The 24,991-nt window shown below is 65.7% G+C and carries 29 protein-coding genes; 1 reads left to right on the forward strand and 28 read right to left on the reverse strand.

The features are described 5' to 3' along the window. Positions 1-3: 3 nt before the first annotated feature. Genes DFR49_RS16480 through DFR49_RS16490 form a run of 3 tightly spaced genes read right to left on the reverse strand, consistent with a single transcriptional unit; the run spans position 4 to position 5,212 of the window. Complete coding sequence (locus DFR49_RS16480; RefSeq protein ID WP_147373718.1) at positions 4-336, reverse strand: hypothetical protein; 333 nt, start codon at positions 334-336, stop codon at positions 4-6. Further along, positions 336-734, reverse strand: a complete 399-nt coding sequence (locus tag DFR49_RS16485) for a hypothetical protein (RefSeq protein WP_119036772.1) — start codon at positions 732-734, stop codon at positions 336-338. Before DFR49_RS16485 ends, DFR49_RS16480 begins: the two co-directional genes overlap by 1 nt. 11 nt (positions 735-745) lie before the next feature. Beyond that, entirely contained in the window at positions 746-5,212 is a 4,467-nt protein-coding gene (locus DFR49_RS16490) for a hypothetical protein (RefSeq protein ID WP_119036773.1), read from the reverse strand. Positions 5,213-5,279: 67 nt separating this feature from the next. Between DFR49_RS16490 and DFR49_RS16495 the strand changes: the two genes are divergently transcribed. After that, positions 5,280-5,609, forward strand: a complete 330-nt coding sequence (locus tag DFR49_RS16495; protein ID WP_119036774.1) for a hypothetical protein — start codon at positions 5,280-5,282, stop codon at positions 5,607-5,609. Between the two features lie 13 nt (positions 5,610-5,622). On the opposite strand, the gene DFR49_RS21755 is transcribed toward DFR49_RS16495, so the two are convergent. The 25 genes from DFR49_RS21755 to DFR49_RS16620 all read right to left on the reverse strand — a co-directional run bounded on the left by DFR49_RS21755 (position 5,623) and on the right by DFR49_RS16620 (position 24,908). Then, on the reverse strand, positions 5,623-6,108 hold the full coding sequence (locus DFR49_RS21755; protein WP_147373719.1) for a hypothetical protein: 486 nt from the start codon (positions 6,106-6,108) through the stop codon (positions 5,623-5,625). A 33-nt stretch (positions 6,109-6,141) separates the two neighbouring features. Beyond that, complete coding sequence (locus DFR49_RS16505; RefSeq protein ID WP_119036776.1) at positions 6,142-6,594, reverse strand: DUF6950 family protein; 453 nt, start codon at positions 6,592-6,594, stop codon at positions 6,142-6,144. After that, complete coding sequence (locus DFR49_RS16510) at positions 6,594-7,265, reverse strand: DUF2163 domain-containing protein (RefSeq protein WP_119036777.1); 672 nt, start codon at positions 7,263-7,265, stop codon at positions 6,594-6,596. The genes DFR49_RS16505 and DFR49_RS16510 overlap by 1 nt, the downstream gene beginning before the upstream one ends. Then, positions 7,266-7,820 carry a hypothetical protein gene (locus tag DFR49_RS16515; RefSeq protein WP_119036778.1) on the reverse strand — a complete coding sequence of 185 codons (555 nt, stop codon included), beginning with the start codon at positions 7,818-7,820 and terminating at the stop codon, positions 7,266-7,268. It abuts the gene before it with no gap. Next, positions 7,820-9,925, reverse strand: coding sequence for a phage tail tape measure protein (locus DFR49_RS16520; RefSeq protein ID WP_119036779.1), 2,106 nt, complete (start codon positions 9,923-9,925; stop codon positions 7,820-7,822). Before DFR49_RS16520 ends, DFR49_RS16515 begins: the two co-directional genes overlap by 1 nt. A gap of 3 nt (positions 9,926-9,928) precedes the next feature. Next, positions 9,929-10,426, reverse strand: a complete 498-nt coding sequence (locus tag DFR49_RS16525; RefSeq protein WP_119036780.1) for an HK97-gp10 family putative phage morphogenesis protein — start codon at positions 10,424-10,426, stop codon at positions 9,929-9,931. Then, positions 10,423-10,611 (reverse strand): hypothetical protein, encoded by a 189-nt coding sequence (locus DFR49_RS16530; protein WP_119036781.1) that lies wholly within the window; start codon positions 10,609-10,611, stop codon positions 10,423-10,425. The genes DFR49_RS16525 and DFR49_RS16530 overlap by 4 nt, the downstream gene beginning before the upstream one ends. Positions 10,612-10,700: 89 nt before the next feature. Next, the gene (locus tag DFR49_RS16535; RefSeq protein ID WP_119036782.1) at positions 10,701-11,051 is read right to left on the reverse strand and encodes a hypothetical protein; all 351 of its coding nucleotides are present in this window, start codon (positions 11,049-11,051) and stop codon (positions 10,701-10,703) included. After that, the gene (locus tag DFR49_RS16540; RefSeq protein ID WP_119036783.1) at positions 11,051-11,539 is read right to left on the reverse strand and encodes a hypothetical protein; all 489 of its coding nucleotides are present in this window, start codon (positions 11,537-11,539) and stop codon (positions 11,051-11,053) included. Before DFR49_RS16540 ends, DFR49_RS16535 begins: the two co-directional genes overlap by 1 nt. Beyond that, the gene (locus tag DFR49_RS16545) at positions 11,532-11,936 is read right to left on the reverse strand and encodes a hypothetical protein (RefSeq protein WP_119036784.1); all 405 of its coding nucleotides are present in this window, start codon (positions 11,934-11,936) and stop codon (positions 11,532-11,534) included. Before DFR49_RS16545 ends, DFR49_RS16540 begins: the two co-directional genes overlap by 8 nt. Then, positions 11,933-12,298: a head-tail adaptor protein gene (locus DFR49_RS16550; RefSeq protein WP_119036785.1), complete on the reverse strand. Its 366-nt coding sequence runs from the start codon at positions 12,296-12,298 to the stop codon at positions 11,933-11,935. Before DFR49_RS16550 ends, DFR49_RS16545 begins: the two co-directional genes overlap by 4 nt. Then, complete coding sequence (locus tag DFR49_RS16555) at positions 12,298-12,870, reverse strand: head-tail connector protein (protein ID WP_119036786.1); 573 nt, start codon at positions 12,868-12,870, stop codon at positions 12,298-12,300. The genes DFR49_RS16550 and DFR49_RS16555 overlap by 1 nt, the downstream gene beginning before the upstream one ends. Positions 12,871-12,891: 21 nt before the next feature. Then, entirely contained in the window at positions 12,892-13,332 is a 441-nt protein-coding gene (locus DFR49_RS16560) for a hypothetical protein (protein WP_119037263.1), read from the reverse strand. A 78-nt stretch (positions 13,333-13,410) separates the two neighbouring features. Continuing rightward, the gene (locus DFR49_RS16565; protein ID WP_211325922.1) at positions 13,411-14,784 is read right to left on the reverse strand and encodes a phage major capsid protein; all 1,374 of its coding nucleotides are present in this window, start codon (positions 14,782-14,784) and stop codon (positions 13,411-13,413) included. A gap of 12 nt (positions 14,785-14,796) precedes the next feature. Further along, on the reverse strand, positions 14,797-15,681 hold the full coding sequence (locus DFR49_RS16570; RefSeq protein WP_211325923.1) for a head maturation protease, ClpP-related: 885 nt from the start codon (positions 15,679-15,681) through the stop codon (positions 14,797-14,799). Then, positions 15,668-16,936: a phage portal protein gene (locus DFR49_RS16575; protein ID WP_211325924.1), complete on the reverse strand. Its 1,269-nt coding sequence runs from the start codon at positions 16,934-16,936 to the stop codon at positions 15,668-15,670. Before DFR49_RS16575 ends, DFR49_RS16570 begins: the two co-directional genes overlap by 14 nt. 14 nt (positions 16,937-16,950) lie before the next feature. Next, positions 16,951-18,720 (reverse strand): terminase TerL endonuclease subunit, encoded by a 1,770-nt coding sequence (locus tag DFR49_RS16580; protein ID WP_119036789.1) that lies wholly within the window; start codon positions 18,718-18,720, stop codon positions 16,951-16,953. Further along, complete coding sequence (locus DFR49_RS16585) at positions 18,717-19,163, reverse strand: helix-turn-helix domain-containing protein (RefSeq protein WP_119036790.1); 447 nt, start codon at positions 19,161-19,163, stop codon at positions 18,717-18,719. Before DFR49_RS16585 ends, DFR49_RS16580 begins: the two co-directional genes overlap by 4 nt. A gap of 94 nt (positions 19,164-19,257) precedes the next feature. After that, positions 19,258-19,605, reverse strand: a complete 348-nt coding sequence (locus DFR49_RS16590; RefSeq protein WP_119036791.1) for an HNH endonuclease — start codon at positions 19,603-19,605, stop codon at positions 19,258-19,260. 150 nt (positions 19,606-19,755) lie between these two features. Continuing rightward, on the reverse strand, positions 19,756-20,277 hold the full coding sequence (locus tag DFR49_RS16595; RefSeq protein WP_245968607.1) for a DUF6362 family protein: 522 nt from the start codon (positions 20,275-20,277) through the stop codon (positions 19,756-19,758). A gap of 243 nt (positions 20,278-20,520) precedes the next feature. After that, positions 20,521-23,301, reverse strand: coding sequence for a phage/plasmid primase, P4 family (locus DFR49_RS16600; protein ID WP_119036793.1), 2,781 nt, complete (start codon positions 23,299-23,301; stop codon positions 20,521-20,523). Between the two features lie 73 nt (positions 23,302-23,374). After that, entirely contained in the window at positions 23,375-23,866 is a 492-nt protein-coding gene (ssb, locus tag DFR49_RS16605) for a single-stranded DNA-binding protein (RefSeq protein ID WP_119036794.1), read from the reverse strand. Next, positions 23,867-24,136 (reverse strand): hypothetical protein, encoded by a 270-nt coding sequence (locus tag DFR49_RS16610; protein WP_119036795.1) that lies wholly within the window; start codon positions 24,134-24,136, stop codon positions 23,867-23,869. After that, positions 24,133-24,651: a hypothetical protein gene (locus DFR49_RS16615; protein WP_119036796.1), complete on the reverse strand. Its 519-nt coding sequence runs from the start codon at positions 24,649-24,651 to the stop codon at positions 24,133-24,135. Before DFR49_RS16615 ends, DFR49_RS16610 begins: the two co-directional genes overlap by 4 nt. Continuing rightward, positions 24,651-24,908 carry a DUF2312 domain-containing protein gene (locus DFR49_RS16620; RefSeq protein ID WP_245968643.1) on the reverse strand — a complete coding sequence of 86 codons (258 nt, stop codon included), beginning with the start codon at positions 24,906-24,908 and terminating at the stop codon, positions 24,651-24,653. Before DFR49_RS16620 ends, DFR49_RS16615 begins: the two co-directional genes overlap by 1 nt. Between the last annotated feature and the right edge of the window lie 83 nt (positions 24,909-24,991).

Here is a 24,991-nt window from a genome sequence, read left to right on the forward strand (position 1 = left end):
CGCTCACCGGTGAAACCGCCCGTAAATGCAATGCGCCATCTCATGGCCCAGCCATTGCGGCTCGTAGCGGACATGCGGATCGACGATGTGGATCGTGCACGCCGGTGAGGTTGCCGACAGCGTGGAGAATGCGGCAAGCTCGCGCCCTGAGCCGGGATCAGCCCCCGCATCGCCACCGGCGCGCTGGAGATCGGCGAGCGACGGGTGCGTCACGATCGTGACGCTGAGATGCGTGCGATTGAACTCCTGGCGCTCGAAGGCGTAGCCGTCATCGCCGCGCTGGTTGCAGGCGGTGAGCAGGATGACGGCGACGAGGATGACCGCGAGGCGGCGCATCACGACACTGCCAGACCTACACCGGTGACCAGGCACCTCAATTTGCCGTTGAAGCTCTCGGCCGCGTACCGATCGTCGAGCGCCTCTACGGCGGTCTTGACGGTTGCGAACGCGTCCGACGTGAGGATGTCGGTCAACGGCGCCAGAAAGGTCGCGCGCTCCGCTGCGGCGGCATCCGCCAGTGCCGACTGATATGCGCCGACCAGCGTCTGCCACTCGCCGATCGCGTCGGCGATCGCCGCGAGCTGCTCGGCGTCGAGCGCCACGATCTGGTCCGTCGTCATGCCGCCGACCTGCGCGCCGCTCAGTTCGCCGAGATCGGCCGCGGAGTAGGCCGCCAGCTCGGCGGGGGTGAGCGCCGCGATCTCCGCCGCTGTCATCGTCTTGATATCGTCCATCGTGTTTACTCCTAGGCAAGTCGTTCGAGGGTGGCGGTCAGCGTGCCGCTCAGGCTGAGGCCGGTCTGGCCCGATCGCGTCACGGTGATCTCGAATGTCGCCGATCCGCTGCCCGGATTGTTGATGACGCTCGCCGCCGCCGAGGCGAGAGCAGACAAGTCGACGGCGCCGTCGAGATTGGCGGTGATCTGCCCGCTCCAGATCGTCGTCGTCGTGCCGCCAAAGGTGATTTTGGCGCCCACCTGCATCACGACGAGATTGCCGGTGCCGCCCGTCGCGAACTCCGAGCCGCCGAGCGTCAGCCGCAACTTGCCGCCTGATGCGACGCTCGAAAGTGAGCCGCTGAGGACTGTGGAGGTGCTGGTGCCCGACGAGGCGACCGCCGCCGTGCCCGAGCCACTGTAGAGCAGCTTGTTCCCGCCGCCCGCGGTGGCATCCAGATCGGTGCCGCCGTAATAGACCTTGCCATCGGTCGCGATCGCCCACTTGCTGTTGGCGATGGTCTCGGCGCCGACCGCGACCGACTTGAGCCCGTACCACTGCACGAGATTGGCGGCCGACCCGAACTTAGGCCCCCATGCGAGCCGATACGATCCGGCAACCACCCGCCAGACACCGCCCGAAAAGCTGGTCCCATCGCCCGCGCCACCGTCGATTTCGAAGACGTCGGTCAGATAGGTGATTTTCGACGCCACCCCGTCATTGGTCGAAACTCTGCCGGAGACCTTGCCGTTGACGTCGAGCTTGAGGCCGACGACCGCTTTGGCGATGCCGTTCGCCTCGGCTGCAACGGCGTCGGTGGCGGTAATATTCGCCTCGGCCGTCCCCATTCGCGCGTTGAGCGCTGTGACGGTGGAGGCGTTGGCCTTGCCGGTCGTGAGCGACGAGATCGCCCCGGTGTTGGTCGCAACACTGGCCGACAGATCATCGATCTGCCCGGTCTTGATCTCCGCATCTGACGCGGGGCGAACATCGCACCGGAACCACGTGAGACGGTTCGCCACCGCCGTCGAACCGAGCGCGGACAAATGGCTCATCGGATACGCGCGCACCCTGCTCATCCCGGCAGGTGCGACGAACAGCACCATCTTGCGGAACCGATAGACCTTGCCGACCACGCCGGCACCGATCGCAGCGCCGGTGTTGTTTGCCGGGTCGGTCGCGAACGGAACGGAGAAGGACGCCGACGCGGTCAGGTCGTCATTATAGCCGCTCACCCTTGCGCCCGCGCCAGCGAGCGTACCGGCCTCAAGGCGGAAATCGGCTTCGATGACGTAATAGCCCAACTGAGCCGAACCGATGTCGGTCGTGATGTACGAATAGGCATCACCGCCTGCGGGGCCGGGCAGGGTCCAGCCCCAGCCGACCCCGTTTTCGCCGGCGGCGCGATAGCCAGCGCTCGTATTCGCCCCGCTGTTCCAACCGGTGGGGCGGGCGCCCACCGCCGCGCTGGGATAGTCGGCAAACACCGGATTGGCCGTGATCGCGCCGGTGCTGACATTCGCGGCGACCACAGCGCTCTGTTGCGCCGCCACCATCGCCCCGAGGGAGCCGTCGTGCAGAATGACGGTCTCGTCGCGCAGGCTCTGCGCCTGCCCACGCGCCGTCTGCGCGTCGAGCTTCGCCTGGTTGGACGCGGTCGCGGACACACCAGCCGCATCTTTCGACACCCCGGCGAGCATCTCACTCGTCGCTGCCGCGCTCGCGGAGCCCGCCGCCTTGCTGCTCTCGGTGATGTCCTCGGGGCGCCCGAGCACCCACCGGATCGAGTTGGCCGCGTTGTTATTGTTGAGCCTCAAGACGAGCCGCAGATAGACCGCGCCGTTCGCCATCGCCGTGTCGGCGGCCACGTCAACCGTCAGTTCGTACCAGGTGCCGGCGGTCGTCATGACAACCGTCGCCGAGGTCAGCGCGTCGACGACATAATTGTAATTGGCGTCGAGCCCCACCGCGAGCAGCGTCAGGCGTGGCGACGCGGCCGGTGTCGCGGTCGGCGCCCCTTGCGACGTAAACCTGTATTTGCGGCCCGCCTCCAGCCGGATCACGCCGATCTGGCCCACGTCGATAAACGATGTCGCCGCCGTTGAGGCGATGTCCAGCGACCTGCCCCGGCTCGACGTGCCGAACGAAAAGACGCCGCCGGCCACAATCGGCACCCGCGTCTTCGGGGCGCCCTCATAGCCGGCGAACCAATAGGCGCCGTCAGCGGTAAAGTCGCTCGGCAGCGTCGTCAGCGCCCCCAGCCGGGCCGTCACCGAGTCGCGCTGCGCCGCCACCGAATAAACAAGCGTCTCGTCGCGATATCCCTCAGCGACCGACGCGCTCCCCGAAGCGGCGCCTGCGTCATTGGCGGCGTCGCCGGCCGCTGCCTCGGCGTCTTCCTTGTACCCCAGCGCCAGCGCGGCGCTCGCCGCCGAACTGAGCGTATCGCCATAGGTCGTGATCAGACCCGCGATATCGCTCTGAGCGGTGTCGAGGCCGTCGAGCACATCGATCGCGGGGCGGCCGGCCACGTTGGTGGTGTCGTTCGCCGTGTTTTCGCTAGTCACGTCAGCGTTATCCGCCGGCTTGGTCCCGGTCGGGTCGGTCACCCCGTCCCACGGCACCGCCGCATCGCCGGAGGTGACCGGCCCGAGCACAAGCCGCGCGCCCGTCACGCCGCGCACCTGGTAGCTGACGGCGCCCTCGTAGGACACGCCGGGCGCCACGCTCGCCACCACCTTGCGCGTTGTGGCGGGCGGTTCGATACCGGCCGCGATCCAGTCGCCGCCGCCGTCCTCGGGCCGATATTCGAACACAACCGCGCTCGCGTTCGGATCCGCCACGACACCATCGAACACGATCGCAGGCACCGACCCGCCGTCCGACGCCACCGTCTCGCCCGCCAGTGTCCAATCGGTCGCCAATGGTGCGGGTACATCGCCCAGATCGGGCACGGAGAGCGAAGGCGTCGGCGGGGGCGTCCCCGTCCGCCCGAGCGCGTAATCGTGCTTGCCCGGCGTCTCGCTTTTCAGTTCGAGCGTCACCACGCCCGTCGCCGGATCGAGCGAGCGCCGCGTGATGATCGCCGGTTGGCTCGACAGGCCAAGCTCCGGGATATCGAGCGTCAGGCAGTCACCGGGGCGGTAGCCCATCCACCGCGTTTTGAGCGGCAGGGTGATCGGCCCGAACTCACGCGCATTGACGATATCATACGCCGCCAGCTCCGCTGCCTGATCGGCCTGCTGCACGAGCTGGTAATCGATCTCACGCGTACGGCGGCCCTTGTCGGCGGTGACGTACTCTTCGACCCGCACCGCATCGAGCGGCACCACTTCCCAGCCGTGGCTTTCCAGCCGGATGCGCGGCACCACGCCATTGATCCGCTCGCGCCGCGATTGGGTGGCGACAACCGATCCCTTGCCGACCAAGTCCTTGGAGGTGATCGTCGCAAGGCTGACGCGCGGCGCCGAGATCATTGCGGAGAGTTTCGCGCCCTGCCGGATCGGCTCGCCGCCGCCCGCCTGCGCGAGCATCTTGAGCACGTCCCATTTCGCGTCCGCCGAGGTGACGACGCCGCCCGCCTTCCAGCCATTGGCATCCGCGATGTTCGCGGCCTCGACGATCTGCGGCACGCTGATCGACGCCAGCGCCATGCCGACGCCGAACACGCGCACGCCGTTCTGCCAGCGGCCCAGCGCGACCGTCAGCAGGTGCAGCCACGGGTTCTCCGAATAGACATAAGTCGATTCGACACCGGCCCGACATGGCCCCGACCCACCCGGATAGGTGCTGTCGAGCCGCGGGTCATACGTTTTGACGCCCTTCAGGATCGCCTGTGGCGCCGGAAGGCCACCGGCGAACTTCTTCCCCTTCTTGTCGAATTTCAGCGTCCACAGCCCCGCCGCGAGGCCCGACAGCTTGTACGACGCGCCCCATTGCGGTGGCGTTGGGCTGAACGACAGCGCATTGCTCTCGGGGCACGCACCGAGCTGCTTGTCCAGCCACATGTAGCCCGCGTAGCTGCCGGTCGCAGCGGTGCCCGAAAACGGCACCGTGACGCGATCGACCTGGAATGCCTCGATCCCCTCGATCGGCCCGAGGCCCCAGACGATGCCGAAGCTCTGGTAGGGGTTGTGAACATCATCCAGCGTCGCGCCGAACGCCGCGCGGTGGACGATATAGCCGCCCGATGCGGTGCGGCCGATCGGATACGGCACCGGCGCCTGCGGATCGAGCTTGAAGTCCTCGGGGTTGCCGACCGCGAGCGCGCCGGGCGGCTTTGAGGTGAGTAGGGTCGCTCCTGCGCTAAGCGCTACCGCAGCGACGCCGGCGATTGTTCCGATGGCCGTGAAGGTCGCGGCCGAAATCCCCGCGACGGTCGTAACGCCGCCGACAGTAGCGCCGATTAGGCCGGCGCCCGCCGCGGCGCCGATTCCGGTCGCGACGAGGGCGACGGCGCCAACAACAATCGCGGCCGTTCTCAGCATTTTGGCCATGAATTTCCTCGGAACTTGTGCCAAAACACCCCGGCGCGAGATCAACACTCGCGCTGTGGGGGTTCTGATGAAGATGATCTGGCTTACGTGCGTCGCGCTGGCGGGATGCGCCGGGACCGTCTCCGACGTTCGATCGCATCCGGTATTTTTCGAGGCCGCCTCGGCCAAGAGCCTTGGCGCGCTGTCTCAGTGCCTCGCTGACAAATGGTCGAAGGGAGAGGTCAATTCAGTGCCGCGCGAGCGCGGTGTGACGATCACCGTCGGGTGGCATTTCCATAGCAGTCCCGTGACGGAGGCCGTTGTCGACATTGACGATTTGGGCGAGACTAGGCGCGTTACCTTGCGCGTCCGAAAGGAGCATAAGTCGTTGCGTGAGGACGTGAAAAGCTGCCTCTAAATCACACGCTTTATCAGCGCGTCTTGATTTCTAAAGGGCGGCGCAGGAGCAGCCGGAGACCGTAGGATGCTTGTTCGTTTCCGTCGCGGAAGCCTCCAACAATCTGCCCCTTGCAGATTGCGCCGTGACAATCTGGCGGGATGAGCGCCGCCAGTTCCTCCAACAAGGCATCTTTTTCGGCGCGCGGAATGAACCCACAACCGCGGCCATCGATCGTCAGCCCGATCGCCGATGGGTCCGTGGGGACATCGACAATGCCGATGCGAACCACGACGTCCCAATAAACACCTTCCTCGAATCGCCCTTCGACCTGATCAGCGAGCACGTTCTGATAGTGACTCTCTCCGACCACATCAGTGAATGGTGCGCGATCTGAGGCTGGCTTGAGCGCAACGAAGCCGTCAATTTTCCACCAGTCTCGCGGCAGACGGTTGCGCCCGTATCCAGGCTGGAAGGGATCGCCACTCAGTGCCCTTAACAGCTCCCTGAAAAATCCCATGGCCACCCCCGCAGGGAGGCTATCTCCAATTTCCTATGGTGGCGAATCCGGTGACGAACCAGACACGACCGGCACCCGCCACGCGGCCTCATATTCGACCGGCTGCGCTACGCAGGCGCCAAGCGCGTCCGGGTGAAAGCCAATGACCCTCCCGTTGCCAAGGTACACTGACAGAGCGCCAAGCTCTTCTCCGGGGACGGCGATAACGTCCCCCGGAAGCGCCGCGGCAGGCGGGATGCGCTCGAAATTTGCATCCATCAGTTCGATCAGGTTCGTGTGGCCGAGTTTCGCCAGCGCCTTCTTCGCGCCGAGCAGCGAATAATAGCGCGGGAGGCGCGCTGCCGGTTTGAACGGACAGCCGATCTTGCGGAGATGCCATTTAGCAAGCTGGCCGCAGTCTCGTTCTCCCCATTTGAACGGCTTGCCGTAAAACCGATCGCGCGTCGCCTGCGCGGCGGCAACGCGGCGTTGCATCACCGACGCCATCAGTAATCGAGCCTCGGCAGATAGTCGCTGCCGCCGGGCGCGTAGGGCGACTTCCCACCGTATCCACCGCCGCCGGAATAGACGATCGCCCCCGCTGGCGCCTCGACGCCCCAATAGACCGTCTTGATGATGCCCGAGACGTTGGCGAGCCCCAATTCGCCGGGCCATACCGATTGGTGCCAGCTATCGGCGAGCCGCAACCCTTCCTCGTTATCGAACAGCCGCTCGAACCCCGAGACGCATTCGAACTCCAATTCGCGCGAACCCTTGTCGACCGTCAGCGTCGGTTGATCCAGTTCGCCAGCGAACAGCAGCAGCGGGTCAGGAATCACCGCCCCCGTGGCGCGATCGACCGCCGCGAGCCACAGGCTCACCACCGATCCCTGCATGTCCGCGCCCGCCAACTCGGCCGCCGTCGCATCGCTCGCGGGGAGCAGCGTGAAATTCAGCGCGGGCGCCTCGTCGCCAACGCCATCCTCGATCGCCTCCACCGCCGCGAGCGATCCGAACACCGGATCGCGCCCCGTGTAGGTCTCGCCGTCGAACACGAGCTGGCCCGATCCGTCGAGCAGGCGGATCGTGGCGTCAGGCAATTCGATCTTAAGCAGGCCGACAACAAGCGGCGTTTCGGCCGCTAGCGCCGTTTCCATCGCGGGCGTGAATTGGGACATCTATTCCGCCTCCACGATCGAGAATGACAGGCCGACGATATGCGCGACGTCGATAGTCCAGGCGAACTCATCGCCCGAAAGCGCGCCTTCAATCATCGGGGTCGCCACCTCGGCAACCGCGCCGGCGGCGGGCACGCGCAGCATCGGCGAGACGCCGACCGTCGTGCCCGCCGCATTCGCCGAATAGAGATATCGTCGCCCGCTGATGATGAGCGAAAAGAACTGCCCTTCGACCAGCGCCTTGCCGATCCCGGTGAATGCCAGCGTTGACCCCGAACCGGTAGCGGTGCCGTTGGTGTAGCCCGTCAGGTCGAACCCCGGTTGCAAGAACGGCATCAACACGCGGTCCGTCTTCCCGCGCTTCAGTCGCTGTATCCACGCCAAGGCGCTCGGATAATCCATCGGCGGCATCTGCACGTCGACCGCGTGCCGCGAGCCCATCCGCGTGATCCGCTGCATCGGGCCGCCGAGCACCGGCGTCTGATCGGCGCCCCAATCGAGCAGGCGCGGCGTCATCGCGACCGGCGCGACATCGGTGGGAAGCGCGACAGCCATTATGCCAGCGCCCGCCGCCGCGCGCGGCGACCTTGCTGCCCTGCCAGCGCCGCCCCGCCCGTCGCGCCCCGGATCGCCGCGCCATCGGCCATCTGGCTCATCTGCCGGAGCAAGTCTTCGGTCATCACCGCGCCGCGCAGATCGAACACAAGCGGGCGGCCGCCGCCGATCTGGTTATTCGGAACGATCGATCCGCCGCGCCCACCCATCTGAAGGATTTCCGGCCCGCGCTCGCCGACCAGGTAATTTCCGTTCGGCATCACCGACCCGCCCGCAGCGCGCGCGCCATCGAGCGAGAAGGTCCGCACCGCGGGCGTGCCCGTGCCCTTGAGGATGCCGGCAACCTGCCCGACGATATCGAGCACCGATTGCAGCGCGCCCAGCCAATCGCCGGACTTGATGTTGTTCACCAGCCCGCGCAGCGATCCGGCAACGTCGCGCGCCATGTCGGCGAAACTCTTGATCATATTATCGTTCGCCGCCCGCACCTTCGACCAGCGATCGATCACCGCGTCGGCGGCCTCGCCCGCCTCTTTGGCGATGCCGGTTCCATTCGATCCGATATCGGGAATATCGTCGAACGGCGTCTTCGCCGGGCCGGGAAGCGACTTGAAATAATCGGTGCGCGCCTTGGTAATCGCCGCGTCGAGTTCCTGCGGCGACCATCCCGCCTTCTTTGCGTACGCGGTCAAGTCGTCGATATCGCGCTTGAGCTGGTTGAACGCCGCCTGTTTCGGGAACAAGTTGGCGAGGATGCCCGATACGCGCTGCTGGAGCGCCTCGAACGCCTGCGCCGTCTTGCTCGTCGCCGCCTGCGCTGGCGCCACCATCAGCGCATCGAGGCGCGCCATGTGCTGCCCGATCGCGTTCACCATGTCGGGGATATAGCTATGCCCGACCACGCGGTCCCAAAGGTTGTGGAACCAGTCGCCGACCGCATCGACCTTCGCTTTCACCGAATCCCACACAGCGTTCAGCTTGTCGAGCAGCCAGGTCTTGATCGCGCCATAAACGCGTTTCGCGATCGCGCTGATCTCGTCCCAATGACGCACGGCAAGCACGATCCCGACGATCGCCGCCGCCACCGCCGCCGCCGGCAGAAGGATCGGCGACATCGCCACCACGAACGCCACCAGTGCCGGAATCGCCGTGCCGGTGATAACAGCCGCCAGCGCGGCAAGCACCGGCAGCGCCGCGCCGATTCCCGACACGATCCCGCCCAGTCCGAGGATCACCGGCCCAAGCGCCGCCGCGATCGCCACCACGGCGATCGTCGTGTTCTGGACGGGCACCGGCAACTGCGTAAACCAGTTGAGCGCGCTCGCGATCTTTTCGATCAGCGGCGTGATCACCGGCAGCAATTTCGTGCCGACCATCACCCGCAGTTCTTCGAACGCCGCGTTCATCGCGCGGATTTGATTTTCCGTGCCGCTCGACGTCCGCGCGACATCGCCTTGCGCGTTTTTTGTGCTGTCGAGGATCACTGCATATCGAGCGAGAATCTTCTGCTGTTCAGTGAGCTTTCCACCCACGCCGACCAGCCCCATTTCCAGCCCCTTGGCGTCGACCGCCGCGCTGGAGAGGAACACGCCAAAGTCACGCAGCGGCTCAGCCTCTCCCGTCAGGCCGGAGCGCAGCTTGTCGATCGCGGTCTGCGTGTCGACGTTGTAGAAGCTGCCGAGGTCTTGCGCGAGGCCCGCAAACGTCTGTGACATTTCCGCCGCTTTATCCTGCGGCACCGCGGTATTGAAGAAAATGCCGAACGTGTTCGCCGCTTTCTGCATCTCCTGCGTCGATCGGCCCATCGCGTTGCCGGTGTCTTCGGCCCATTTATTCATCACCGCAGACATGTCGCCGAACGTCTGGTCAAACGCGCTCTGCAACTCAGCCGCGTCGCTCGCGGCACCGAACGACGCGACGCCGAAGGCCACTACCGGCGCGGTGATCCCGACCGACATGATCGCCCCGATCTTCCGCAGCCGCGCACCGACCTTCGCGAACGTCTTCTGAGTACTCTTCAACTCATTCTGCGCAGCCTTGATCCCGCTCATGAACGAGGCCGATTCCAGCGTCATGCTGGCGAACAGATTACCGAATGAGGGCATTCGTCAGTCCTCCAGAGCCGGGCCACCATTGTGGCCGATGCGTTTTTGCTGGCGCGCCACCCGCCGCGCGGCGGCAGCGGTGCGTTTTCGCAAGGTGTCGAGCATGGTATTGAGCAACTGCATCTGCATGCGCTCGAAGGTCGGACCAGCCCAGGGGCGCGGCGGCTGACGCACGGTCCCGCGCTCGCGGAACAACGCCCAGAACGCATTGCCAAAATGCACGACGTAGCGGATCGTATAAGACTTCCGCGCCTTTTCGCGTTTGGTGCGGATATTGTCCTTCAAATGGCCGAGATCGGTTCGCGTAACGGTGCCGCCCTTGCTCGTGCGAACCTTCGGTTTCCCCGGCCCGACCGGCGCCGTGCGTTTGAGTTCGTCCCTCAACTGGCGCGCTGCCGCCGACACGGCCGAACGGCCCGCCTTGTTCGCAAGCTCCTCACCCAATTCGCCCAGCGCGCGCTCCATTTCGGCGGCGCCTTCCAGCTTGAGCGTGGTCTTCATTGCTTACGCGTCCGATCCGATATCGCCTTAAGTCGGTCCAGCATCGTGACCTTCTTTCTTCCGCGCGGCCTCAGATAATGATCCAGCCGCTCCAGCTTCTTCGCACGGCTGAACGAGGCGATCGTGTGCGCGAGCGCGATATCGTTTTCGCCATCGATCCGCGCCCGTATCACCGCGCCCTGCATCGCCGATTGGAACGAGCGCGGCGTCTGTCGCCAAAAGGCGTCAGGATCAAAGCCCGCCGCGCACCATTGTTCGTGCAATACCCAGCAGCCTATTTCTTCTGCTGGGCCTTCGGAGGGCGGGCGGCACTCTTGCCCTTCTCGTCAGCCCCGGCAGCGGTGGCGAACTCCTCGGCCAGCGCCTTCATCGCCGTGCCAACCTGATCGGCATGGCGGACGGCGATCGCGAACGCCTCCTCCTCGGTCAGGTCGGGATGCGCAGGCGCCGCGAAGGCGCGCACGATCGTCGCCAGGTCGAACGCATCGAGTTCGTCGCTCGGCTTCATCCTGAAGAAGTCGAACCCTGCCTTCTTCGCGAGCGCGAGCGTGCGAAAATTCATCGCCAATTCGATAGTCTCGCCGGCTGCATCCAGCGAGACTTTGGCGTCGATCGGCGCCACCATTACGAGCCCGTCCGCTTCGTCAGCGTCATCGCCGAGGTCCACTTGGCGGTGATCGTGAACTGGCGCACATCGGCGCCGGGGTTCGACCGCCGCAAATTGTAGAAAAGCGCAGTGCCGATGGCATCGTAAACGTCAGCGCCCTGCTTGAGCACAATATTGTACGGCACCGACGCCGTCGAATCGTCGAGGGCCTCCAGCGTCGTCTCATTCGCCGATCCGAGTTCGTAATTGCCGGTGACATCGGTTTCGGTGCCTTCGCGGCGCGCGTTCTTCTTGAACTCCTTGAAGTCCCCCGAGCCCATATGCGTGGTCTCATAGGTCGTCTGATCGCCGCTGGGCAGATCGGTCAAGCCGTCGTCGTCGTCGAGTTCGGCGACCTCGGTCCAGGTCGTCCCGTCGAGCGAAACGTAGAATTTGGTGCCATCGCCGCTCGTCGCGGCCGATAGCGTGGCCGTGTCGGGCACGGTCGTGGTCGGCGTGTCAACCATTGTCGGTCTCCTGCATGTGGGGGATGATCGCGTCGATTTGATCGCGATGGATGAATTGCGTGTCGGCCTGTTCGGAAAGGTCGGTGATCGAGACATCGCGCGCCGGCCAGAAACGGGCATCGGCCGCCACGGCCTCGACGCCGATCAGCGCGAGGATGGCATCGCGCAGCGCGGCCTTCACCGGCGCGCTGGCCGCCATCACGTCGATATAGACGCGCGTCGGTATCCAGCCCTGCCAGCCGGTCATCGTCCGCCCGCGCGGATCATAGGCGACCGTCAACACGATCGCGGACGTGAACGCACCTTGCGGGCGCACGCTCCAATCGACACTCGACGCCGCCGAAACCACCTCCGGCAGCGCCTTGACCCGCGCCCGCAGCGCCGTCTCGAAACTCACGTCGGCCCCGCATCGGATGCAACGGCCACGATCTCAATCCCTTCGCGCCGACCGATCTCGTTCGTCTTCTTGATGTCGAACACGCGTCCGTCATCCTTGGCCGGGAAGCGCAGCCGGTAATCAGCCGGGCCGTTGTCGATCATGTCGGCAAGCGCCGACTGCCACCTGATGCGGAACGTCGCGGGCGTCGTCGCGGCGCGCCCGATCGCTTCGCGGGCCTCTTTTCCGCCGCCGGGGATGAACTGCGTCCACACTGTCGTCAGCGCCGCCCAGGTCTCGACCTCGTTATAACCGTCGTCGACCAGCGTTCGCTTTTCGATCCGCACGCGCCGATCGAGCTTCCCGGCCTGCAACACACCCATCAGAGCACCGGCATCCGATAACGGTCGCACAGCGCCGTAAAGCCGAGCGACAGCTCGCCCGAGGCTCCATTCGTCATCACTGCCTCGCGGTTGCTGTAGAGGTGCGCCAGAAACATCATCGCCGCCGCGATCAGCGCCGGCGGGCACCCGCCCTCGGGATAGCCGGCATCGAACGTCACCTCCACGTCCCTGCCCCCCACCGGCCACGCTGCGCCCGCCGCGGGGGTCAGCCCGCCCGCGCTATCGACCCGCCATGCGCCCGCCGTCATTGTCTGGGCGCCGCCCGCCGCGTCGATATAGGCGATCGCCGTCGCCGACAGCATCGCCGCCGGCCCGACGCCCACCCGCATCCGATCCCCGAACGCCGCGAACCGCGCCTTCATGCCCGCGACGGGCGCAAGCCGCACATTCGTATACTGCTCGACCATATCGATCGAAGCATCGCGCAGCGCGCTTATCAGAGCGTCCTCATCGTCCCCATCGACGCGCAGATGCGCCTTCACCGTCGCGATCGGCAGCAGCGCTTCGCCATACCCTTCGGCCCAGGCTGAAGGGAGCAGGGTGAAGAGCATGACGAAGCGCCCGCCGCCAGATCAGGCCTGGTCGGCTTCGGGCTGGCTATAGCCGTGCCCGAGGATCGCCAGCGCCGCGATCGGGGTGCCCGTTCCGTGCGTCCCGCTGAACTTGGCGAGCAGCTTCAGATACCGGCGCCCCCCCTTATAGCCGAACCGATGGACGGTCGGGTCCGCATGCGCACTGGTCAGCGCCTTGATGACCCCGCCTTCGCCGACGTCCACCGCACCGAGCACGTCCGACGCATCGACCGCGACATACGTGTCGTCGTCATCGCTGTGCGTCAACACGAACTCGATCTTGTTCGTGCCCGAAAACGTGATCCCGCCCGCCCCGACCGCAAGCACGATCTCGGCCGCGTTATAGCCTTGCAGGTCGATCGCTGCGGGCGTTGTGGAGGCCGAAACCACCGCCGCGCCGATGACGCTGACGAGCGCCATGCCCGAATGGATGTCCTTCATCTCAAATTCCTTCATTTCCAAATAGAAAGGGCGGCGAGGTCGCCCCCGCCGCCCCGTCAGGCCGCTATGCCGCGCCGATCAGGCCGCGCACTTGAGCAGCTTGAGCGCCTCGAAGTTGGTGATCCCACCGCCCACGCGCTTCGTCGTGTAGAAATGCACGAACGGCTTGTTGGTGTACGGATCGCGCAGCACCCGCGTACCGATCCGATCGAGCACCGTGTAGGCGCGCTGGAAATCGGCAAAGGCGACCGGGAACTTGCCCGCCTCCAACTTGTCCATATTGTCGTCCGTGTGGACCGGTTTACCCAGGATCGTGCCAACCGTGGCGCTCCCCGAGGGCGGCGACCACAGGTAATTGCCGTCCCCGTCCTTCCACTTGCGCATCGTCCCCATCACCGGGTCAGAAGTCAGAAATACCGCGCCGTTGCGATATCCCTGCTTGAGCCCGTAATAGAGGTCGATCAGCGCATCCGCCGGGTCGGCGGATGCGAAGCCCGCCGCACCGCCGGATTTGACGAACCCGATCTTGCCCCAGGCATACGAAGCATTCGCCACCGTATCATAGGCCAGGATGCCGCGCGGCTTGCCCACGCCACTGCCACGAATGAAGGCGGCGCCTTCCTGCTCGGCGAACTCGATCGCCACTTCGCCGGCAAGCCAGGCCGCAATATCGACCATCGCATCGTCGAGCAGCGTCTGCGTCGCCGCCGGGTTGGCATAGAGTTCCGCCGTCGTCAGCGCGATCTCGCGCAGCTTGGGTGTCTCGGTTTCCGGGCGCGCCTGCTCTTCGCTCACCCAGCCCGAGGTTGCCCCACCGACGCCGACGAGCTTCTTGTACGTATCGGTCCCGATCGAAACGACCCGCGAAAGGCCGCGCATCGCAGAGACGGTGCCCAGCACGCGATCGATCCCCTTTTCCATCTCCTCCGGCACCAGATAGCCGCCGTCCGGGTCCGATTGCGTCGTGAGCCCGGCTTTGACCTCAAGCTCGCGAACATCGGCGTCGATCGCGCGGTCACCCTTGCGGAACCAGGTGTTGAACACCTCGGCATGCTCCGCCGCTTCCGGGCTCACCCCCCCGGCGCCGCCCCCCAGCCGCAGCGCCGCGATCGTCGCCGCCTGAGCTTCATAGGACTTGGTCAGTTCGGTGATCGTGGCGTTGATGCGGTCGACATGCTCGGTCAGCACCGTGTCATCGACCTTCGCATTGAGCGACTCGTCGTGCTTGGCCTTGAACGTCTCGAACGAGGTGTTGATCTCGGCGAGGATTTCCTCGGGCGTCGAGGCCTTGGCTGCGGGCATCGCCGCCACCGAACGAGGCCGGGCCGCGCGCAGCGCATCCAGATCGATCGTCGGCGCGATAAGCGTCATGGTCGGGGCGGCCTTCCTGGCGAAGGGCGCGACAAGAACCCACGCTGCCGAAAGCAGCGCGCTCATGGACATCTTCTTCATTTTTTGTCTCCGTCAGACTTTCAGCGTGTCGAGCAGACCGGCAAGAGCGCCCGTCCACTTGGGATCGGCAGCGCCGGGCGTGCCGATCGGGGCAGCGCCGGGCGTGCCCTTGATCTTGTTGATGCGAGCCCGCGCATCGCGGCGGCTATGGCCGGCGCGCACAAGCGTCAGTTCCAGCGCGCGCAGTTCGTTTACCTCGCGGTCGCTCGCCTGCGTTTCTTCGTCGCGGACCATCTGATCAGCGGGCAGCAGCGCATCGGCAAAGCCGCGCTCGATCGCCGTCGATCCTGACATCCACGCTTCATCGTCCATCCACTTCGCGATCTGCGCTGCATCGGCACCGGTACGCAGCGCATACAGGTCCACCATCGCCTGATCGAACGGCGCCAGCCATTCGGCGACCTCCGCCATGTCATGCCGGTTTCCGATCGCCATCACCCAGCAATTGTGGATCATGATAAAGCTGGAAACGCCGATCTCAACGCGATCGCCCGCCATCGCGACCAGCGACGCGGCAGACGCCGCCATCCCCATCACCTTGACCGTGATATCCTGCGGATGCTCGCGCAGCACGTTGTAGATCGCGATCCCTTCGAACATATCGCCACCCGGCGAATTGATCTGCACCTCCACGGGCCGATCACCGATCGCGCGCAGTTGCGCCGCCACCTTCTTCGCGGTGATACCGCCACCGGTCCAGAAATCCTCGCCAATATCCTCGAACATCGTGATCACGTTGTCGCCGCGCTCCAGCGCGCGCACGCCCGCCGCATCCTCGCCCCACCGGTCATAGACGCTCGCCGGCGCGAACGCCGACACGCGACGATCCGCCGGCATCGGCAGCGCACCGGGGCGCGCCTTCGCCATCACGCGTGGAGGCATGCTAAGCATCGTCATCGTCCTCTTTTCCGGTGCCGCCACCGATTTTGACAGCGGCGTTCGAATTGAGCGGCGCGTCGTAATCGTCGCCACCCTCGATCGGGTTCATGTCCTCAAGTCCGCGAATGTCGTTCTTCGAAAGCCACCCGCCGTTGCGGCCGATCTGATAGGCGGTATAGCGGGTCTTGATGTCGCCCTTGATCAGCGCCCCGCGCTTGATCCGCATGTAAAGGCCGTCGTCGGCGGGGGCGTCGAGACAATCGACGGTGACGCCCTCTTCCCACATCGTGAAATCATCTTCGACGCCGAAGGTCACGAACCCCTGCGTTTGTTGCTCGATCCCCGTGCCCCAGCTCGTCGACTTCTCGGTGTCGCCGTACATATGCGGCGGCACACCATAGACCATGCCGATGTCACTTCGCGACAGCTTGCGTGCCTCGATCCACTGCGCGTCGACGGCGGTCATTCCCATGCGAACCCAGTCCATCCCCTCTTCGAGGATGATGGTTTCGCCATCGCGGGCGCCGCCGGTGCGGAACTCCTGCATGTCGGCGCGCAGCCGTGCATGCGCTTCTTCCGTCAGCTTTTTCGGGTGCTTCAGCGCCGAAGACACATTCGCGCCGTTTTTGAAGACGGTCGCCCCATGCCGTTCCATCGTCAGCGATGCGCCGATCGATTCCCGCGCATAGGTGATCGGCGTCACGCCACGGAACCCGTCGAACGTCAGCTTGAACAAGTGCAGGATGTCTTCCTGCGCGAATGCCGTCTGCCGCCCGTCCTTGCGCGTCCAGGTATAACGGAGGCTCAGATCGTCGAGCTGCTCCACCCGAACTCGATCGGGATGCAGCGGAATCAGCGCCATCACCCGGCCACGCACGTCACGCACCTTCAGCGCGTAGGCATTCCCGCGCAGCAAGACATGCGCCTGCATCATGCGCTTGAACTGCGCCGGCTTCTGCCAGCGGTTCGGCCGCCGATTGAGCACGCTCCACATCGGAACGTCAGTCGCATTCACGCGCGTCCGATCGTCCACCCGCCGTTTGATCTGCATCGGCAGCGTCGCGGCGACGCCCGAGATCAACGACACGCACCGAAAGACGACAGCGACCCGCATTGCCGTTTCAGGTGTCACCGCCGCGCCGCTCGCCGACAGATTGCCGTCCCGCAGCGCCGCTTCCAGGTCGGCGGGCGATGTGATCAACACACCCTCCCCCGGCGTCGCCGCCATTGCGCGCGGCGACGCGCTCGGCGGTGCGCCGAGAAGGAACGACATCAAACCCATCCGGCTCAGACCTTCTTCAGCCCGCGGTCGCCGCTATAGGCGGAAACGCCCGCGGCCTCGGGGTTGAGGCTCATCAGCATCGCGCCCGAAAACATCGCCGCCACCGGATCGATCTTTGCGCTCGGGGATTGCTTGGTGATCGCCACGCCGCTTGCTCCCCTTGGTTCCTGTTTCACATTACCGACACACCACGCCATCAGCGCGGTGCCGCCGTGCCGCACCGTCCGCGCGGCCGTCTTTCTCGCCAGTCCCTTGATGGCGCTGCTCAGGCGCCATCCCTGCGGGATCGCCTTCAGCGCATCATCCTCGAAATCACGCTGCGCCAGCTCGTCGACGAGCGCCGCGACGCCCGCGGGATCGAGCCCGATTGCTTCGGTTGCGGGGAACAGCCCCGCATCGCGCACCTTCACCAGCACATCGACAACGCCGCGGATATCCTCCGTCAGGTCCGATTCCGCATCACCATCGTCATCACCATCGGTCGCCGCCGCCAGCGCCTCGGGATCGTCATCATCGGGCAGTTCGCACCGCGTCAGCGTGCCTTCGGCGATGCACTCGTCCAGCTTGGTCACGATGTCCTGTCGCCGCTTCCACACGATCGACCATGCCCACGCATGCGCCCAGATCAGCCAGCGTTTCGATCCCTTCTCGCGCCCGATCAGGCACAGCCCCAACAGATCGTCGAGCCCGCCGCCATCGATCCCGGCAACGATCACCTCGCTGCGCCGGATCAGATCGTCCAGCGTCAGGCTCTTGTCCGCCGCGCGATCCCAGAACGCCGCCCCCGTCCACCGATCCCGCGACAACCGCGTCCCGATCTCGACATTCAGATGCTTCGCGAGAAATATCTGGAGCACGCCCGATTCGTCGCGCTCGGCCTCGATCAGCTTTTCAGCCAGCCATTCCGCATCAACCGATCGGCCGATGTTCGGGTTCGTCACGTAGAAATTAGCCGGGTTTCGATAAGCCCGACTGTCAATCATGGGCTGGGGATACTCGTAGAGCATCCCGAACTTGCGCTTGTCGACGATCGCGCCGTCGCGGATCGCCCGAAACAAATCGAGCTTGCTTTTCATCACGCCGCGCGGCGCTTCGTCACTATGCGTCGTCAGATAAACGCCGAACCCTTCGGGTCGGCTGATCATCCCGCCCATCGCCTCCATCAGCATCGCCGCGGCCTTCGGGTTTTTACCGAACAGCCAAAGCTCTTCGACCAGAATAAATCCGGCCTTCTTGCCACCGACGATCTCGCTGTCGGCCGCGACAACCTTCAACTCGGCGTTGGTCACCAGGTGCTTGATCGTGCGCAGATGCTCGATCGGCTTCATCAACAGTACCAGTTCGGGGTCCGCCCGAACCATCCCCATTGCGGGCACGAAGACGTTGTTCGCGATCTCCTTCGTCGGCGCCAACACCAGCAGCTCGTTGGCGTGCCGCGAATTGAGTACCGTCGCCGTCACCATGATCCCGGCGGCGATCGTCGATTTCGCGTTCTTCTTGCTGATCAACAACATGAACTCGTTGATCAACTGGCGACCCGCTTCGGGATCGTATGCCCCGAAGATCGCCGCGACGAAGTCGAACACGAACTGTTCGCACGCCTCGCCGAACGTCGGCTGCCCCGGCACATCGACGATACGCAGCCCTTTGAATATCTCCAGCGCGCGCGCCGCCTCGGCCGGAAACAGCGGCGCAAAAGGCACGAGGCTCTGGCGCGCCACAATCCGCTCCTGCCAGTCGGGGCAGGCAGTCGACCATTCAGGCGCGCCGCTCATTGGATCGTCGGCGTTGCCCGCGGGCTATACTTTCCGGCGATTTCGTGCGCGGCTACCTTGGCGGCCTCCTTCTTGCCGAGCTTTGGTGCCTTCTCGGCTTTGGTGCCGCGATCCCTCACCCGCTCGGACAGTTCGGCGAGCCCGGCCTTGTCGAGCCGCTTCGCCAGTTCCTTGTTCGCAGCCACGTTGCCCTTGTCGATCTCGCGCACGAGCCCGACGAGCAGCTTCCCTTCGACCTTCAGCTTCGCCGCGGCATGGTCGCGCAGCTCGCGGGAATAATGCTTGCGCAGCGTCTTCGCGGTGATCGACAGCGCCGCCGCGATCTCATCGGGCGACTTCCCCACCGCCGCAAGAAGCACGCATTTCTGCCGGCTTTCGATCGTCGGCTCGTGCGGCGGTCGCCCCCGCCCCCGATGCCCCTCAGGCACCGGATCGCCGAACAAGTCAAAATCCCAACCCGACAAGAAAAAAATCCCCACATGAGGACAGCAGCGGTCCGCGCCGCGCCGCCCTTCTGAACTTTCGACCACCCCCCCCTCAGCAGTCCGCGCGCTCCTCGCGCTGCTTCGCGCCTGAGTGGCACGAGGCGCAAAGCGTCCACAGATTGCTTTCATCCCAGAACAGCGCGGCATCGCCGCGATGCGGCGTGCGGTGATCCGCCACGAGCTTCGACGTGTCGCCCTCGATCCGCTGGCAGCGCTGGCAAGTGAAGTGATCGCGCACGAGCACGCTCCACCTGAGCGCCCGCCACCGCGCCGTCTTGTACCACTTGCGCCAGACGCGCCCGCCGCGCACCCGATCGACCGCCGCGCGATCGACAGGCGCCGACGCCAGCTTCGGCCGCACCGTCGTCAGCCGTGATCGGATCGACGTGAGCCTGGCCATGAGTTCTCAAAACGCGAACGACCGGCGAAGCCAGAGCCGCGCCGGTCGTTCGAGGGTAGGGAGAGATACAATGCAGAGCCGCACCCACAGGCCCAACTCAGCGTGACAAGAAATAGCCCCAAAACACCCCATTCGCGAACAGGTAAAATTTCACAAATCGCAAATTTCAGGGGTTGACACGCTCGCCAGTGGATTTCCGCCACTCAGCGCCACGCAAATCCGGTTGATCGCGCGCCCATACCGCATCCGCAACCCGTCCGCCCCACGTTTCACCCCCATCGGCGCCAGCAGATCGCGCCACGCCACCGCCCGCTCGCCCCGCGCGAGCCGCCCGATCGCGAGCCCCACCAGCTTGCGGTCGCGGTCGGGCACGAAGCGCATCCAGCCCAACGCCTCTTCCATCTCGCCGATCTCCTCGCGCGTCGCGGGCGGCACACGCGGCACGGCATCGGGGTCGGTGTCCGCATAGTCGCCAAAATGATTGTGCCGCCAGATATCGGGCCACAGCGACCGCACCCGCTGCCACCCGCGTTCGCGGTCAGGCATCCGCCACAGCATGATCATCGCCTCGATCAGCCGATCCTGCACCATATCGAACGTCCAGATGGCCGGAAGGAGGGCTCCTTCCAATGGAACCACGCTGCCATCCCCCTGTCCTTCCACTTTCGTCATCGCCGCACCTCGCATTTTTGGCGCTTTTCCGCCGTTCTTGTCGTTAGTGATCTGATCGAAAGATCAGTTTGGAAGGAGTGGAAGGATAATTGAGGGTATCTATCGTGCGCGCGCATGCGCGCGCACATGGCGGGGGTGGGTCGCAAACGGCTTCCAGTCCTTCCAATAGCGCAGGAAACAGCCATATTCGTCCTTCCAATCGTCCTTCCACGCGGAACCCGCCCTCCTTCCAAATCGGCATCATCAGGGCGGCAGATCGTCATAATCGGGTCCGGGATCGTCACGCGGCCCCGATCGCGATCGCCCATCGCCCTCCTCGTCGAAGTCGCTCGCGGCCCTGGTCATCGCGATATCGAGCCACTGCATCCCGTTCGACGCCTTCTTCTCGAACCCACGATCCTCCATCGCCTTGGAGAAGCCCTGCGGTTGCCACTCCGCCGCCCCCGTGGCCTTGCACCACGCCGTGAACAGCGCGAACAGCAGCGACGATTTCGATCGCGCGCCCGCCTCGGGGCGCGTGCAGGCGGCAAGGAACCGCCCGAGCTGATCGCTCTGCTCGCGGTACTTCGCGGTCGCCGCGATCACCTCGTCGGGCGCGATCAACCCGTTCATCTTCCAGTCGAGCAGCCCCGCCAGCAACCGGTTGAGCACGCCCGACGCTTCCTTGCGCAGCTTTTCGGGCAGCTTGGCGTCCACCGCGCTTTCCTCGATCTGCACCGCCCACGGCACCAGCATCATGCGCCGCCAGATGCCGTCGTCATGCCCGGTGATCTTGGGTTTGTGGTTTCCCTGGACCGACAATTTGAACGACGGCAGGAAGGTGAAGAACGATTTGTTGAGGTGGCGCGCGTCGATCGGCTCGCCGCCGGTGACGAGCTTGATCAGCGCCTCCGCCAGCTTCGCGCCCTTCTCGGGCTCGGAGGTGCGCAGGAACCGAACGCCGGGCAGGCGTGCCAGATCGGGCGTCGCCTCCCCGCCCTTACGCCCGCGCCCCTGGTCCAGAAACGTCTCGATCGCGACGCTCGCGCCGTAATCGCCAGCGATCGTCGCCCACAGGTCGTTCAGCGTCGACTTGCCGTTCCGCCCGCCGCCGTGATGGAACACCAGCTTCTGCTCGCCGATATCGCCCGTCAGGCTCAGCCCGCCCCACTGGTGGAGGAACCGCCGCATCGTCTCGGCCGGCTGCACCGTGGCAAGGAAATCGTCATAGGCCGGCGCCGCCGCGTCGGGATCATAGGCCACAGCGGCGATCTTGCTGATCAGGTCGTCCGGCCGATGCGCGTCCAGCCGGATCACCGGCTTGTTGCCGTCGAGCCCGATCCTGATCGTGCCGTTGAGCACGTTGATCGCCATCCGGTCCCGATCCATCGCATCGGCGGCGATCGCGATATCGGTGAAGGCCTTGGCCAGATTGGCGATGCACCCGATCCGGCTCGCCCCCTCGCTCGATTTGGCGTGCGCTGCCAGCTCCTCGCTATAATAGACCGGCACCTTGTTATCGCCCGCGCCCTTCCACCGCGTCACGAAATCCATCCGCGCCGGGTCGTCCTTATCATCCTCGCGCAGCCCGCTTGTCGCGACCAGTTTGGCCTCGTTGCGGATCGCGCGCACCGTCTCGAACACCGCCAGGCTCACTTGCCCCGGCACCTTGTCCTTTTCCTCGCTCAGCAGCGCCCACCGCCGCCTATCCCAAACGAACCATCCCAGTTCGTTGCAGAAACGGAACCGCCACCCGTGCCGCGCGCGGAACCGTTCGGCATTGCCGAGATCGGTCAGCGGAAACAGCGCGCAGCGCCGGTCCATCTCGGCATCGGGCTCGGCGACGATCCGCCCCCCGCGCGCCCCGACAACGAAAGCGCCGCTTTCCATTCCGTTCTGGAAGGAGGCGTCATCCACCCTGTCGGGTGCGGGTGCGGGGCCAGCCTGCGCCGCCAGATCGTCGGCATAAGCCTCGGTCGGCGGCGCGATCGCCGAAGGACCGGCAGAGCGGACGCTATCGCGTCCGCGCGCCATAGGACCGCCTACGGCGGTCAGGTCGCGGGGCTTCGCGATACCGTTGTTGAGTCCGTTTTCGATCGCCCCCTTGTGCGTCTCGAACGCCGCCGGATCGAACCCGCGCACCACGTCGAGCAGCGCCGCCCGCACGATCGATTCGGAAAGCGCGCCCGCGCCCACCAACTGGCCCAGGTTGAACGCCGCCCAATAGGCGCCCTGGTTGCGCCCGCCGTGCCGCCCGCCCCCGCGCGGCGTCCCCGCCAGCTCGCGCACCTCGGCATCGAGCGCATTGAGCGCATATTTGCGGTGCGCCTCGTCCAGATCGACCGTGACGCCCGCCGGCCGGGGCGGCGGCGCAGCCGCACGCGCGGCGTCGGCCGATCCCTTGCGCGGCGGCGGCGCGCGCAGCGCCTCGATCAGCGGCGCCGGCATCGCGCTGATCCCCGCCTCGGCATCGCCGCGCAGCCAGCGATACGGCCCCGCCGCGTTCCGGGCGTCGCCGTCGCACACGCTCGGCGGCACGATCACATAGCCGCCAAGTCCGCGCACATCGACATGTTCCGGCAGCGTGCCCTTGTTGCCGATCGGCGCGCCCTCGGGCTGCTGGAAATAGCAATGCACCCCGCCCGATGGCGTCCGCACCGCAAGGCTGGTCGGCAGCGCGCACCCGATCTGTGCTTCGACATCGACCTTCAGCCGGTCGAGCGTATAGGTCTCGGTCGTCACCTCGCCCGTCTCGGGATCGACGATCTCGTCGACGCGCGGATCGAAATCGACCACCAGCATCCCCGCGCGCCCCACCGACACGCCGATCATCGCGCGCGGCCAGCGCCGCCACCACGCGGCGATCAGATCCTCATCAATTGTCGCCTTGGTCACCCCGCCGCTGTTCGGAATCGGCTTGCCCGCCGCATCCTTGTCCCTGGGCAGCAGCGGACGTTTGTTTTTTGGGCTGCACGGAAACACCGGCCAGCCCCGGCGCGCATAAGCGAGCGCCGCATCGAGCAGCGCGGCGGGTTGGTCGGTCACAGGCAAGGATCATCCCCGGTAAATACGCAAAGCGGGTCGGCGCCAACCTGCACGGTCGGCCGGCGAACAGCGGCTAGAACGGCACGTCGTCATCCAGATCGTCACGGGCGCCCGCATCAGCCGCCGCCTCTGGCCCGCTGCCGGCATCGCCGCCGCCGCCCGCGCCGGGCGTGTCGCCATAACCCGAATAATCGTTCCGGCCGGGGCCGCCCTGCGCCTTGTCGAGCAGCACCAGCGATGCGTTGAACCCGCCCAGCACCACCTCGGTCGCGTAGCAATCCTGCCCCGCCTGATCCTGCCATTTGCGCGTGCGAAGCTGGCCTTCGAGATAGACCTTGCTGCCCTTGCGCAAATAGCGCTCGGCAACGGTCACCAGCCCCTCGCTCATGATGACGACGCGGTGCCATTCGGTGCGCTCGCGCTGCTCGCCCGACGTCCGATCCTTCCACCGCTCCGATGTCGCGAGCGACAGCGTCACCATCTTGCCGCCGGTCTGGAAGGTCCGGCTTTCGGGGTCGCGCCCCAGATTGCCGACCAGAATCACCTTGTTGACACTGCCACTCATCTATTGACCCTCCACCGCGGCGCCGTCCTTGCCAACGGTCACCCAAATTCCGCCCCGCGCCTCGGCGAACGGCGCGGCATCGATTTCGCCCGCGCCCATCGCCTCCTCATCCTCGGTCAGCATCCGCGCCTCGACGATCCAGAAGCACTCGCCGCGCTTGTATTCGAGCAAACCCTGCGCGATCGCCGCCTCGCGCGAGGCGCAGGCGCACATCTCGTCGTCATCCTCGTCCATGCCGAGATACCAGGTCCAATCGCCGAATTTGGTCACGACACCGCCTCCCCGCTCATGATCCGATCGTCGCGCCAGCATTCCAGCCCCATCTCGATCAGCGCGGTGACGAAGGTCGGCAGGTCGCGTCCGTCGATCCTGGCCGCGCGGATCACCGCCGCCGAAACGCGCGGTTTGCCCCCTGCTGCGGGTTCGGGCGGTGGCGGCGACGGTGGAGGGGCCGGCGCCGCCAGGCTCGGGTGCGACGGATAGCCGAGCCGGATCATCAGCGATCGGTGCCGCTCGGCCGTCCACGGCGCCCGCACCTGCGCCTCGCGCTTCAGCTTCGCCGCCAGCACCGCCGGCAACGCGGCGCGTGTCGGAAACGCCGCCATGAACGCGCGCACCCGCTCGGCCGTCGCCGCCTTCAGCGTCCCGCGCTTGCGCAGCAGCGGCACGAACCCGCCGTGGTTGAGCACCATCTGCCCCAATTGGCCCGACGTCGATCCCGACGCTTTGGTCCACGCGATAATCTCGCGCAACAGCGCTTCGGCGTCAGGAGTCCCCGCTGCCATCACGCCATCCCCATCGCTGTCAGGTAGAGATCGAGGATCGCCTGCTCTTCCTGATAGGCGTCCTTGTCCTTCTTGCGGATCGCGATGATCGCGCGGATCGCCTTGGCGTCGTATCCGCGCGATTTGGCCTCGGCCATCACGTCCTTGATGTCGTCGGCGATGCCCTTCTTCTCTTCCTCAAGCCGCTCGGCGCGCTCGATCAGCAGCCGCAGCTCGTCCGCAGCGATATTGCCGCCCGCACGGTCGCGCCGCGCCAACGGGTCGCTCGCGATCTGCGGCGCGCGATAAAGAATCGTGTCGTCGGCCCGTTTCAACGGGCGCCACCCAAGCCCCTTCAGCG

The organism is Hephaestia caeni (assembly GCF_003550065.1).
Classification (GTDB): Bacteria; Pseudomonadota; Alphaproteobacteria; order Sphingomonadales; family Sphingomonadaceae; genus Sphingomonas; species Sphingomonas caeni_A.